Below are 12,548 nucleotides of genomic sequence, written 5' to 3'. Positions count from 1 at the left end.
GACGATGGGAACAATCCTTTCGTTTGGAGAGGTGATGATGCGACTTGAACCACCTGACTTTCGCACGTTGGAACAGTCGGACCAATTGTCTTATTCATTCTCAGGAACCGGAATGAATGTATTGAGTGGACTAAGTCACTTTGGGCATGACACGGCACTATTAACCGTTCTACCTGAAAATAATCTTGGTCGTGCAGCAGCTTCTGCGATTCGTTCACTTGGAATTCAATCGAATGCGCTTGCGTTTAAAGGCGACTATCTCGGTATGTATTTTTTAGAAAGAGGTTTTGGCCAAAGAGCTTCCGAAGTCACGTATAGCAATCGGATTGAAAGTTCGTTTTGTCAATCGTATCTTACTGATTATGGGGTTGATTGCTTTGACGACGCGACCCATATTCATTTTTGCGGAATTAGCCTTGCTGTCTCAACACATACGCGCGAGATGACTTTAGCTATGGCGAAACGTGCCAAAACAGCTGGCTTAACGATCTCGTTTGATTGTAACTATCGAGCAAAGTTATGGAAAGGCGGATATGAAGAAGCAAAGCCTGCTTACGAACACATGCTGTCTCTTGCAGATATTGTCTTTATGAATGAACAAGATGCCCGACTTATTCTTGGATTGGAAACGCAGTGTGTAAGTCGAAGTGAACAGGTAGAAGAGCTGTTGCCTCAAGTAGCAATGATGTACAGCATATCCCTTATTGCAGGCACGTTACGAAACAATCTCTCGTCTAATGAGCAAACCATTCAAGGCTTTCTTGTTGCTGAAAATCAAACTCTCTTTTCAAATATTCAAAAGCTCACCATTTTAGACCGAATTGGTGGTGGCGATGGATTTGTTAGCGGAATCCTTCATGGCCTTTTTTCAAAAAAAGATTATCAAGCTATGATTGAATTTGCCACCGCCGCAGGTGTACTTGCTCACACAACGTATGGCGATTCTCCACGATCTACACAGCAACAAGTTGAACGGTTTTTACGTAATCCATTACAAGATTTAGAAAGGTAGAACCTATGAAATTACTAAAACAAAAAGGTCCGTTATACATCCAAGTAAAAGATATCCTTAAAGAGAGGATCGTTACTGGTATCTACCCTGTTCGTTCATTAATGCCAGCAGAGACACAATTAGAAGAAGAATTTCATGTAAGCAAAATTACGATTCGAAAAGCAGTTGAGCAATTGACGCAAGAGGGATATGTGAAAAAACAAAGCGGGATCGGAACGACTGTTTTGGATAATCGCGCCGTTATTAAATTATCGACAGGTCAAAATTTCTCTGCTTATTTGCAGCAAGAAGGGAAGAGCGTTCGAAAAGAAGTGTTACAGGTCAAAAAAGTGGACCCACCTGATGAGGTAAAGCGATTGAGAAGCGGACCGTTTTCTTGCATTGAACGGCTGTACTATTTAGATAACGAGCCATATATTTACTTTTTTCATTATATTCCGAGCGACTACCCGCTTCCAACGGATTTATCACGCTACGAAGACTCTCTCTATACAGTGTTAAGTGAGGTGGGGGTAACATTCAATCGTTTTCAAGATGCGTTTTCTGTTGCTACGCCGCATGAACGTGTTACAAACCATCTCCAGGTGGAGCCGCTGCCAATGCTGCGACGAACGCGACATGCGTTTGACCTCGATGAAGTTCTTGTTGAATATTCCATTGCCTACTATCGTACAGAATTACAAGACTATGTCATTCCGTTTGATGTATAGGTGAAATTACGCAAATTGCGCAGACAAAACTTAAGGTTCTTTTTGAATACGAAAAATGCTAGTCTGTATGAAACTACGGACACAAGTGCGACATCGGCTTACGTTGGTTCACTTTCTCCATATCTTCTTAAACATGCGCACGTACTCAGATACATGCTGTCCGATAGGAGTCTCGGGTGTTCCTTACGTTAATTTAAATAAAAAACGAAAAGACGAGCAATCCGAAAAAATGGATCGTTCGTCTTTTTATTCTATTTCTTGTGTCCCAATCTCCTTTATTTATCCGAACGAGGCGTAATCAGGTTGATTCCAATAAGCACTTACGCATCTTTCGTAAATTCTACTCCAATCGTGGAAAGTAGGAGGAGAATGGACGTATAAGATATTGTCGTTTGAATGTGCAACCATAGGCATATCCGTCAAGATTAATGAATATGGACGACGATCTTTTGGTTTTTTATGTTCAATGGCTGACGTTGATATCTCTAGTTGAAAAGGTACATAGCCGAGAATTTTTTCAGATAATGTATCTTCGTAAACGGGTCCTTCACTTGATAAAATGAGTAGTCGCATAGGTGGTTGAAACGTATTGATGTCGATAAATGTATAAAGCATGAGTAAATATCTTGTTTTTATCGTTGACAAGGTTTTTACGTTCGTGTGAGTAGTTGCTTTCGCGAGTTTGTCGACGATACTCATTAACAGCGGGTGTTGTTTTTTTATGGCCTTTGCATAAATGAGATCTTTATAGCTTAAGTAACTAGCAGAATGATAGTGATAGTTACAGTGTAGCTGTAATAAATGACCTTTAATATGAATGAGATTCCCTTCATTTAACGCATCTGGAAATAAAGAAGATAACGCTTTTGTAAACTTTTCTGTTATGAACCACGCGTGTGTTTTTCTGTCCATATGTGTCTGTATATTTTCTTCGAGAATCCAAGAAGGGTGATAGAGACAAGGTGAGTTAACCACAACCATTAATAAAAAATCTTCTTCCCCTTTTCGATACTCAGCTGGAAATGACTCGAGAAAGCTTTGGCAACAGCCAATAAGCCTTTCTCTAATTGTGAACGGGAATGCTTGGTCATATTCTGGACTAAAGTGGTTTTGCTCGGTTCGATAATGTTGTACAGCAAGAAGATACAGATACGCTTCTTTTTGTGTTGAAGAGAGCTGTAGTGATAGTCCGCGAACAATTGCATCGAGACGATGTTCAATTTTTTCTCTGTCAAAAGGAAATGGCCATGTGATTTTTCCAGTAATCTCAAGCAGCGTCGTGAAATAAAACTGTCTAATATGACGTTCATCGCCTTGTAATTCTAACGTGCGTAAATTAAAGGCTAATTCATATTTCGCAAGCCATTGATTTAACTGTTTTAATTTCCGGAAAAAAGTCGCCCGACTCATATATTGTTCATCGACGAATGTTTTGGCTGATATTTTTTTTGAAATGGCGCCCAAAAAGAAACGAATCATATCATCTTGAAGGTAGAAATGATGAAGCAAGCGTTTAAGAAAGGCATCATCTTTTCCTGTTAATTGCATCGTCTGTCCATTCACAAAATCAATTTTCATGGAGGTTGAACCTTTTTCTATCTCTACTTGTAGTTCATTTAACGTTGCATCAACTGTACGCAAAGAACAATTTAATTCACCGGCTAAATCTGCACGGTGCACAAATTCTTCCATACTAAGCTTATATGTTAGTTTTATCAATCGTTCCATTCGTTTATCAGTTAACATTCCTTGATCCCTCTGCCAATTTGTCATAGTTACTTTATTGAACGAACTGTATCGCTTTTTCTGATTCATTTTCGTAGATATACGTAGAATCAAGAGTTGCCCGAACCATAAACCGATTTGTCGTTGGTTGACTGGTGTCACATGTGAACAATGTTAGAGCTGGTTCATCTGTTGATATAAGAAACTGTGTATCACGCTCGGAAATAACGTTAGTTTCTGTAATAATAAATTCATAAATTGCTTGTTTGTCTGTAATGAAAATTTTCATTTCAGGTTGTACGTGAAGCAAAGGCCCAAATAATAAGGATGAGTTCGTTAAATGATGACCAAACAACACATAGTTACTAGACCCCATTTCTTGCTTCGTTGTCAGCGTTGCTGCGCCAGCTAACAAGTGTTCATTTGTTAGTCCATCCATAATCGGAAGTAAAACATCTACATCAGGTATTGAGATCGCACCAACAACCGGCGGCTCATCGCTATTGATCGTTTGCCGGAGTACATCCATTAAACGAGGACGTTCAATAACGAAATCTACCGGTGGTTCATCCAAAGTGAGTGATTGCAGATTGTTTTCAGAGAATGTAGTTTGAGCCCGTGCAATTTGAGATTCGATCCCGTAATCTCGAATGAAAGGAGAGCACACTAAGACGATGCCAACTCCTAAAAATACAATAATCGTACCGAGTGTGAGAAACTCCTTTAATCGATTCGTCATGCGTTAACTCGCAGAAGCGCGCTGTTTATTGATTGCGTCAATCAGAAGCTTTTTGTGTTTTTTCCGTTGATAATACAGGATTAGGAAGAATGCGATCACTAAACATGCAATGCCAATCGCCACATAAAGCCACGTATAATCTGGAGCTGGAATCGTTACGTCTGTCTCATTCAATGCAGCAGCTTGATCTTCTTCAATACTGAAAGGTTCACTCCAATGCCACTCTTCGCCCATAGCGGATGCGGTTAATTCCATCATGTATTCACCAGCTTCAAGGGGGTGCCCGTTTAGAGAAAGCGGGTATGAAAAATTTGAATTAGGAGCCATTTGCATACTCTCTGTTTTAGATTCGTACAACACCTCTCCAGATTCGTTTTTCACTTTTGCCTGAACAGATAGTTGATTCACATACATGGCCTGTGAATTTTGAATGGTAGACATAATGACATTTCGCGCGTTTAATTGATCGGCATAGACATCATGTAACGCTAACTCTGGCTCAATCTCTGATTGGTTTTGCTGTAAGACGATGCCAACGACATAGGCATATTGATTATCAATCGACAACCCTTCCTCAGCAGATTCATTCTGATTTTCTTCCATTGTCTCTTGCAGTGTAATACCCCCTGCTAGTACTCCATCAAACGCCTCGTCAGGCATTGAGATGTGTAAAGGCAAAGTGTACGTTCCATTTGCTGGCACAATGATTTCCTCATCTGTCGTTACCAAATCTTCTAATGGATAGAGGAGGGAAGGGTCTGGCTCGTCATGAGATTCGCCGTATTCAACGACACCGTTTGTATTCGTTGATGCAGCATGTACAGCAGGAGCAATGATGACATCTGCATCCGTATCGTTACGCAATAAAATCTCGACCGTTTGTTCTGCACCAGGCTCCATTAAAAGGTCATAATAGGTTTTATTTGGGTCGATTTGATTTTCTGGGATGACAGTTGTGACAGAGAAGTTAAACTCTGATGCTTGTACAGTTGGAATTCCTGGTAGTAGAAGCACGAAAGTAATGAGAAGGGCAAAGCTAAGTCGTTTCATGAAAATCATCCTTTCTTGAAGAGAGGGCATGCATAATGTCTATGCATACCCATTTTTTTACTTATTTTCATTAGCTGGTGTATCAGCAAGTGTCCACGTTAAGGTTGTTGAATACGCCTGCGCATATTTTGTTGTTGCGCCTGGAACATTTAATTCAACGCTCGAGTCAGCTGTTTCACTTGTTCCGAATCGATACGTAAATGTCCCAGCGCCTTCACCATTTTTCGCAGCTAAAGGTGTGCTTTCTGCTCCAGGTGTTAGCGTGAAGGATTGTTCTACATGAGAAGGCTTCTTAGAGTTTGAAATAGACTCAACCGCAGCATTATTCACAGTAATCGCCGCACCATCTAATACTTGACCTGCTTCCGTTTCAAACTGCCCATTTTGGACAACGGATAATGACCAACCGCTTTCGAGTCCACGGTTATCCGTCACTTGCACATACAACGGACTTACTTTATCCGTATTCTTATAAGTTTGGGGAGCAGCGTAGTAGGTTTCGTTTGCTGAAGTAATCTTATGCTCGCCAAACTGAAATGATGACGCATAATCAATACTCAACGGACCAGGTGTACCAGGATTTGGCCCTTCAGGATCTGTGGGATCAATTGGATCAACCGGGTTTTCTGGATCAGGGTTTTCAGGGTCAACTGGCTGTGTGATGTCATCATTTGACTTAAACTTAATTTGTGCATTTGAATCATAGTTGACTGATTTTGACTCTGCTAAGACGATATTTCCTGTAGATAAAAGGGCAAAAGCTAAAGTAGCAGCAACAGCAATGCGCGATATTTTTTTCATAGTTCATCCTCGTTTCGTTTTTTAATGTTAGTCGTTACTAGGGACGTCAGATAAATTCCAAGTTAATGTTGTACGGTACTCAGTACTATCTTTTGGTGTTGCTCCAGGGACAAAAAGTTCAATAGCTGGTGTTAGGTTCGTTGCTTGATTCACTTCACCAAAGTGGTTGATCCACGTTCCTGCACCCTCACCCTCATCAGCAAACATGACAATTGACGAATCGCCTTCAGGATCTAGTGAAAATGATGCTGTGGCTGTAGGCGGATCAACGTTATTCAACGTACCATTCACAGTTGGATCGCTAAATGTAATTGCAGCACCTGTTAACGTGTCATGTTGTGTGGTTTCATTTTTAAATTGACCATTCTGTTGTACGCTCAAAACCCAACCAGTATTTGTTCCGCGATTGTCAGAAATTTGTACATAATTCGGAACATAGCGGCCGTCACGTAGTTGTTGTGCTTTGGCTGGGTAAATGCGATCTTGTGATGAAATCTCATTCTCACCAAAATCTAAACTTGACGCATAGTCAATACTTAAAGGTCCTGTCGTGCCTGGATTCGGTCCTTCAGGATCTGTCGGATCAACTGGATCAACCGGATTTTCTGGATCAGGGTTTTCAGGATCTAGTGGATCCGTGACGCCATCATAAGGGGTAAACTTCACTTTTCCGTTCGAATCATATGTAGCCCCGTTAGGTTCTTCAGCATGGGCGATGCTGCTCAATGACATGGTAACGGCTGCTAAAGCCACTAAAAGAAGTGCTTTCTTCATTTTGTATCCTCATTTCACTTTGGATTTTGGTTGTTTCAGTCGTATGAATAAAACAATTGCAATTGCGATACAGACGAAGCCACTCAAGATGATTAAAAGAGGGGAGCGGTCGCCTGTTTGTGGCAAAACATCTAAAGGACTATCAATGACTTGTTCCACCGGTTGCTCAGGGTATTCGCCGAAAAATCCAACACCAGCGTCTGTCTCGGTATCTGCCTTTGTTATGAAGGGAGAGAAGGTAAATGCCACACATAGCAACAGCCCTATAAGAAGCAGCGGTGTATTCCGTTTAACATCCTCACCCCCTTTCATAAGGGAGTATTCTTTAAAATCACTCATTGGCAGGCACATCCTGTAAGGTCCACGTAATTTCAGTCTCATAAGAACGATTGACGTTACCAGTACCCGCAGGAACATCGAGAAAGAAACCAATTTTTGAGTTCTTGTCATTTTGCCAACGTTTCGAAAGGATGGCAGATGATCCGCTTGTGATTTTTCCACTCGCAATGACAGCAGCGTGTTCATTAATGAGTTGTTGGCTATCATTGTCGATATAGAATAAATTTGCTGATAATTCTGTCCCTGAGTTTTTATCTCGAAACGGTTGTTGTTGTTGCACCGTTAACGACCAACGATTTTTCACATAACGGGTGTCGTTAATAATCAATTCACCATTATCGACTTCTCCAAAATAGCGTTCATTTCTTGAGGAAATCGTTTGCGTGCCGAAGTCTAAATCTGGAACGACTAAAGATAAGGCACCATCAACAATCGTGACAGGTACTTGAATAATTTGAGTGACGTTGGAATAGATGGTGCTTTCTATTTTTACACCGACTGAATATACGCCAGGCTTTGATACGTCAGGAAAAGTACCTGTAAAACCGACAACGCGTACCGATTGATTTAACAAGTCTGGTTTAATTCGGATGTTTTTTACAAAGTCAGTGGCTTTCCATGTTGTTGGGTCCGTACCAACCGAAAACGTTTGCGGAACAGGATCAGCTTCAATGCCAATTTTGTTTAATGTAATCGTCGATTCATTTGTCGACACCTGCCCTTGAAACGCACCGCTCGTCGCAGTTGCATAGGCTTGATTAATGAGTGAACCCGATGCGCGTTCATCTACTTGGACGCGAAAACGTACCGTTTTTGATTGACCAACTCCAATATCTCCTGGATTAAAAGTGAGTCGTTGCCCGTTGATACGGCTTGGTTTATCTCTGGAGCCATTTGCAACATACGTCAGTCCGTTTGGAAGAGGGTCTGTCAATTGAACATTCGGCCACACAGCCCCTAAGCCGTTTTCAGCTGGGTTTTCAAGTGTAAGTTCATACTCCAATATATCGCCAGGGTATGCAGTCGACTGTTCTTGAAATCGTGTTTCGCCCGATGTTACATTACGGACGGTTTTCTGTGCTCTTGGACGCTGAGGCAAATCAGCGTAGGCGATGGCATACATCCCAACTTCTTGCCCAGTCGCTCCGGTAAAGCCCCAATGAACCCGATTGCTGCCGAATAGACTTTGATAATCCCTCACTTCGTAACGAGTTGTTTGACCGGCAAACGTGTACGAGAGGGTGCCACTATTCCGAGAGCCCTTTTCCCACTGAACGGTAAACGGTTGCCAGCTGTTGCTAATAATTTGGCGGGAATTTACATTCGAGTGCACCATTCTTCGGTTCTGCGAAAACCACCAAGGCCCTGTAACATTCGGTTGAACAACGGCTGTATGACTTCGATTACTCATCCCTTGGTCACTATAGTCGCCATTATGGTACGTATCAAATTCGAACGAAAGAGCACGTTCAATAAACCCTCTATAAGGCGAGTTTCGTATTGCACCGTAAGCGCCTAAAGATTCGCCATTTTGCCCAATAGCTTGTAAACCGCGACCATCTCCATGCATGGTAAACGTCAGCCCATCCGCAATTTGCGTTTGGTTTGGTGTGGCACCGTTAATATACAAGTACATCGATGTCTTGAAAGATTGATTCAAGTCCACTTGTTCGTTAAACCACATGGCTGATGATTTATTGCGGGTACCGTCTGCAAGGACACGAACATTTGAACTTCGATGTTGCGCAACATTCTGATCTCCAGCAAACGTAAATAGCTCACCGACGTTTGGCCCACTAACAGGCGGGTTCGGAATCGTGTTCACATTTGACACTTCTATGGCCGATGTTGTAAACCGACTTTTTACTTCTTCGACTTGCTGCTCAAGATCGCTATCCGGATCTTCTTCAACAAAAGAGGGAAACGTTTCTTCATGTACTAAGGTTTCCTCATCGTCGCTCGTTGTGTTCTCTTCAACAGGCTTTTGTTCTTCCGGCGAAGCCTCTGCTTGTTTTTCCTCATCGTTTTCTGCAACTGTTTCTTTCTGATCCTCTTCTTCGATAATAGGAGAGGATTCAGGAGCTTCCTCTGCGATTTGTTCTGACGGATCAGGTGCAGGAACAATTGGGTCTGGTTCGGTTGATTCATCTGGTTCAATGTTGTCGATTTCTTTTTCTTCTTCTACTATTTCGTCAGGTTCTGTTTCTTCAACTTCTTCATCCGCCTCAATAGGCGGTGCTTCTGGTTGAGCGCGTTCAAAAACAAACGCTTCGTATATGATTTTTTCTTCATCTAAATTGAAAGAAGATACAGGAATGGTATACGTTCCCGGATGTTCAACTTGAAAGACGAATGATTGTGTCACTGTTAAAGCTTTACTATGTAGTTCAGATTTTTCAGCTATGTATTCTAGGTGTTCATCATCCTCTTCATTCACCCAAATTAGCCCATCGGGTAGAGTGAGCACCCAGCGACTTTCGCTTTCTGCTAACGAAGGATCAAGCTCAATCTCGATAAGGTGGTCTTGACTGATTTTGTCATCTTTTTTAAGAGACAAAGGTGTGGGCCGTTGTTTTGCTTCCTCTTCCGCATCTACAGCAATCTCTTGAAGAGGGATAGAAGAAATAATAAGTAAGCATGATAAAACAATACAAAGATAACGTTGATGAATCAGCTGACGGCTATTTAAATCAAGATTGTGCATAGCGCGCATCCTTATGATGTTGGGTTTCACTGTTATGGTCGTCAGGATCGAAAAAAAGCGCTTGTCTCACTTCTTTAAGAAAGTGAATTTGTGCTGGTGATATCGTTTCAAAATTCATCAAATCATGGCGCAAATAGTTGAGATGCCATAAACGATCAAGTTCTTCTTTTGTTAATGAATTGTTAAAAGCAAGTACCGCTTTATCGATGACTTCTCTAGCAGGAAGATGCGCTGGAAGGTTCATTTCTTTTCGTAAACGTTTGTCAATTTCTTGCATTAATCGATAGGCTTTTACATTTGTACTCATCTAACCAACTCCATTTCAAGACAATTGAACTAGGAACTAGTCATCATGATACGCTAAAATCTACCAAAAAATGATCTCAACTTTTTCTTTTATTCGGAAAAAAATGAGATCATATACCTTATATATTAGCGCATAGCTTAAAAGTTGAGGGAGATTTTATGATAGTAAAATAGTCGTGTTTTCACAAAATATAAATTAAAATCTGTTATTTATGCTTGGAAATGTGTTTTTATTCATTTTCATAGACGTAAAAAGAGATTTCGTTGCATGTGTGAATTATTAAATCATTATTAACATTATGCATATACACGCTTTTACGCTTGACAATTTGGTATGATAAGCATGCTTACGGTTTGATCATAATGTAAAGGAGATGTATGACATGAAGTTTGGAAAAACAGTTGTTGCCGTTACGATAGGATCTTGTTTCGTCATAAGTTCCCATCAACTTGCATTTGCAGAAGGCCCTAATGATCTTGCCCCAGTGTTGGAGCCAAACAATCCTAATGGCATGACAATCTTATTCGATAACAGTCACGGACAAACAGCAGGCCAATCCGATTGGGTTATTGATGGTGCTTTCTCTGATTTTGCGGACGCTTTAGTGGAAGAGGGGTTTTTAGTAAAGGAACATCGAAGTTTAGAACCGCTATCTCAAGATGATTTAAACGACGTTGATGTTTTCATTATCCCAGAAGCACAAATCCCGTTTAAAGCCGTTGAGCAGGATGCGATCGCAAGTTTTGCGGAGAATGGTGGCGGTGTCTTTTTTATTGCCGATCACTATAATGCAGATCGTAATTTAAATCGCTGGGATTCAAATGAAATTATGAATGGATGGCGGAGAGGGGCATTTGACGATCCTACACAAGGGATGACAGCTGGTGAAATCGACGCAATGGAAGGTGTGAAAAGTTCTGACTGGTTAAGCGAGGAGTTTGGTGTTCGCTTTCGCTTTAATGCGATTGACCATACAGTAGGGGACGTTATTGTGCCTTCGGATGAAACGTTTGGAATTACAGAAGGAATTGATGAAGTATCCATTCACGCTGGTTCAACCATGGCGATTATGAATGAAGAAATCGCAAAAGGGATTGTTTACTTACCAGATGGATTAACTGAACAAGACCATAAATGGGGAAATGCTGTTGATGAAGGCGTCTATTTTGGCGGTGGGATTGACGAAGGCCCGTATGTGGCTATAGGTAAAAAAGGTGACGGGAAATCCGCTTTTATCGGCGACTCATCCCCTGTAGAAGATATCACTCCGAAGTATCGAAATGAAGAACACGGTGGACAAAAACGAACGTATGATGGTTTTATTGATCGCGACAATGGACCATTGCTAGTGAATGTCGTGAATTGGCTCGCGGAGCAAGAGGACTATCAAACGTTTTCAGACATTGATTTGCCGTTAGACGAGCCATCTCCTATTTTAGATATGGAGACACCGGAGCAATCAACGGAACCTCAAATAGAACCATGGCGTGCACCAGAGTCTGGCTACTTGTGGTATGACCAAAGCACGTTCGCTGACGGAGCGTTTGGTTCGGATGAAGCCCCTCCAGTTGAGGTGAACTATGAGATCGAGACACCTAGTGTACTTCCAGTCGATGGCACACCTTTTGAAGTGAGGTTACGTCTTTCAAACATGAATCCGAATCAAGAAATAAACAATGCTGACATACAAGTCTATCTTCAAGGAGGAACGGCAGTCTCGCAAATTCAACAAGCGGACGGTTCTTGGCCGAACGGCTTCGGGTATCAACGTGTAGGTGTAATTAAGGCAGATGAATCAGGAAGTGCGGAAACAACCGTGATGATGCGTCTTGGCAATGGCGTAACAGAAGGGCAAGCCAACATTAGACTGCGTGTCGGCGCGGGCAATAATGTTCTGACTAAAGCAGTAACGATTGGTCAGGGAAGCAGCGAAGAGGTACCACCGATTAAAGAAGAAACATATGAGCTCAACTATGCTGAGACACTTCCTTTAGGAGGGACGCCTTTTCCAGTAGAGGTCATCCTGAATGACTTAGAACCAGATACGACAATAACAAATGCTCAAATTCAAGTGTATCTAGCTGGTGGTCAAGCCATTTCGCACATTCAACGTGAGGATGGTTCCTGGCCGTCACATTATGGGTACTTTAATGTAGGTGAGATTACGGCAGATCAAAATGGTCTCGGGAGTAAAACCATTCAAATGCGGTTGAACCCATCGATTCAAGCTGATAAAGCGCAAATTAGGCTTCGTTTAGGTAGCGGAAACAATGTCTTAACAGAAGCGGTATCCCTTGGAGCTGCAAGGACGTCATCAATCAATTTTCTCACATTTCAACCGTACCGTTCTGTCATGGATCTTGCTAATTAATGAAAAAAAGACCCTC

General features: G+C 41.6%; 11 protein-coding genes. 3 read left to right on the top strand and 8 right to left on the bottom strand.

From position 1 onward, the window contains the following. Nucleotides 1-4 precede the first annotated feature (4 nt). Both ACE1TH_RS06510 and ACE1TH_RS06505 read left to right on the top strand, forming a co-directional pair. Nucleotides 5-1,012, top strand: coding sequence for a sugar kinase (locus tag ACE1TH_RS06510; RefSeq protein ID WP_255225240.1), 1,008 nt, complete (start codon nucleotides 5-7; stop codon nucleotides 1,010-1,012). A 5-nt stretch (nucleotides 1,013-1,017) separates the two neighbouring features. Continuing rightward, a complete protein-coding gene (locus tag ACE1TH_RS06505) occupies nucleotides 1,018-1,722 on the top strand; it encodes a GntR family transcriptional regulator (RefSeq protein ID WP_375078586.1) in 705 nt (234 codons plus the stop codon). 279 nt (nucleotides 1,723-2,001) lie between these two features. On the opposite strand, the gene ACE1TH_RS06500 is transcribed toward ACE1TH_RS06505, so the two are convergent. Genes ACE1TH_RS06500 through ACE1TH_RS06465 form a run of 8 tightly spaced genes read right to left on the bottom strand, consistent with a single transcriptional unit; the run spans nucleotide 2,002 to nucleotide 10,161 of the window. Further along, nucleotides 2,002-3,468 carry an AcpB/EbpR/MafR family transcriptional regulator gene (locus ACE1TH_RS06500; protein ID WP_375078585.1) on the bottom strand — a complete coding sequence of 489 codons (1,467 nt, stop codon included), beginning with the start codon at nucleotides 3,466-3,468 and terminating at the stop codon, nucleotides 2,002-2,004. A gap of 34 nt (nucleotides 3,469-3,502) precedes the next feature. Continuing rightward, on the bottom strand, nucleotides 3,503-4,186 hold the full coding sequence (locus ACE1TH_RS06495) for a class A sortase (protein WP_375078584.1): 684 nt from the start codon (nucleotides 4,184-4,186) through the stop codon (nucleotides 3,503-3,505). 3 nt (nucleotides 4,187-4,189) lie between these two features. Beyond that, nucleotides 4,190-5,236, bottom strand: a complete 1,047-nt coding sequence (locus ACE1TH_RS06490; protein ID WP_375078583.1) for a WxLIP family cell surface protein — start codon at nucleotides 5,234-5,236, stop codon at nucleotides 4,190-4,192. Nucleotides 5,237-5,293: 57 nt separating this feature from the next. Then, nucleotides 5,294-6,037 (bottom strand): WxL domain-containing protein, encoded by a 744-nt coding sequence (locus ACE1TH_RS06485; RefSeq protein ID WP_255225246.1) that lies wholly within the window; start codon nucleotides 6,035-6,037, stop codon nucleotides 5,294-5,296. Nucleotides 6,038-6,064: 27 nt separating this feature from the next. Next, nucleotides 6,065-6,811 (bottom strand): WxL domain-containing protein, encoded by a 747-nt coding sequence (locus ACE1TH_RS06480; protein WP_375078582.1) that lies wholly within the window; start codon nucleotides 6,809-6,811, stop codon nucleotides 6,065-6,067. Nucleotides 6,812-6,820: 9 nt separating this feature from the next. Further along, complete coding sequence (locus ACE1TH_RS06475; protein ID WP_375078581.1) at nucleotides 6,821-7,150, bottom strand: LPXTG cell wall anchor domain-containing protein; 330 nt, start codon at nucleotides 7,148-7,150, stop codon at nucleotides 6,821-6,823. After that, complete coding sequence (locus tag ACE1TH_RS06470) at nucleotides 7,143-9,854, bottom strand: lectin-like domain-containing protein (RefSeq protein WP_375078580.1); 2,712 nt, start codon at nucleotides 9,852-9,854, stop codon at nucleotides 7,143-7,145. The genes ACE1TH_RS06475 and ACE1TH_RS06470 overlap by 8 nt, the downstream gene beginning before the upstream one ends. Beyond that, nucleotides 9,841-10,161 (bottom strand): hypothetical protein, encoded by a 321-nt coding sequence (locus tag ACE1TH_RS06465; protein WP_375078579.1) that lies wholly within the window; start codon nucleotides 10,159-10,161, stop codon nucleotides 9,841-9,843. The genes ACE1TH_RS06470 and ACE1TH_RS06465 overlap by 14 nt, the downstream gene beginning before the upstream one ends. 382 nt (nucleotides 10,162-10,543) lie before the next feature. On the opposite strand from ACE1TH_RS06465, the gene ACE1TH_RS06460 reads away from it, so the two are divergent. Further along, on the top strand, nucleotides 10,544-12,532 hold the full coding sequence (locus ACE1TH_RS06460; RefSeq protein ID WP_375078578.1) for a motility-associated ABC transporter substrate-binding family protein: 1,989 nt from the start codon (nucleotides 10,544-10,546) through the stop codon (nucleotides 12,530-12,532). Nucleotides 12,533-12,548: the final 16 nt, after the last annotated feature.

This window comes from Shouchella sp. JSM 1781072 (genome assembly GCF_041949915.1).
Lineage (GTDB): Bacteria > Bacillota > Bacilli > Bacillales > Bacillaceae_D > Shouchella.
Note: the sequence above shows the minus strand (reverse complement) of the source record. Positions and strands in the feature narration are given on the sequence as shown.

What these genes read in the sequence shown, in the direction of transcription:
- ACE1TH_RS06480 (WP_375078582.1), bottom strand. Translation starts at nt 6,811, where the DNA reads ATGAAGAAAGCACTTCTTTTAGTGGCTTTAGCAGCCGTTACCATGTCA.
- ACE1TH_RS06460 (WP_375078578.1), top strand. Translation starts at nt 10,544, where the DNA reads ATGAAGTTTGGAAAAACAGTTGTTGCCGTTACGATAGGATCTTGTTTC.
- ACE1TH_RS06475 (WP_375078581.1), bottom strand. Translation starts at nt 7,150, where the DNA reads ATGAGTGATTTTAAAGAATACTCCCTTATGAAAGGGGGTGAGGATGTT.
- ACE1TH_RS06470 (WP_375078580.1), bottom strand. Translation starts at nt 9,854, where the DNA reads ATGCACAATCTTGATTTAAATAGCCGTCAGCTGATTCATCAACGTTAT.
- ACE1TH_RS06500 (WP_375078585.1), bottom strand. Translation starts at nt 3,468, where the DNA reads ATGTTAACTGATAAACGAATGGAACGATTGATAAAACTAACATATAAG.
- ACE1TH_RS06490 (WP_375078583.1), bottom strand. Translation starts at nt 5,236, where the DNA reads ATGAAACGACTTAGCTTTGCCCTTCTCATTACTTTCGTGCTTCTACTA.
- ACE1TH_RS06485 (WP_255225246.1), bottom strand. Translation starts at nt 6,037, where the DNA reads ATGAAAAAAATATCGCGCATTGCTGTTGCTGCTACTTTAGCTTTTGCC.
- ACE1TH_RS06495 (WP_375078584.1), bottom strand. Translation starts at nt 4,186, where the DNA reads ATGACGAATCGATTAAAGGAGTTTCTCACACTCGGTACGATTATTGTA.
- ACE1TH_RS06510 (WP_255225240.1), top strand. Translation starts at nt 5, where the DNA reads ATGGGAACAATCCTTTCGTTTGGAGAGGTGATGATGCGACTTGAACCA.
- ACE1TH_RS06505 (WP_375078586.1), top strand. Translation starts at nt 1,018, where the DNA reads ATGAAATTACTAAAACAAAAAGGTCCGTTATACATCCAAGTAAAAGAT.
- ACE1TH_RS06465 (WP_375078579.1), bottom strand. Translation starts at nt 10,161, where the DNA reads ATGAGTACAAATGTAAAAGCCTATCGATTAATGCAAGAAATTGACAAA.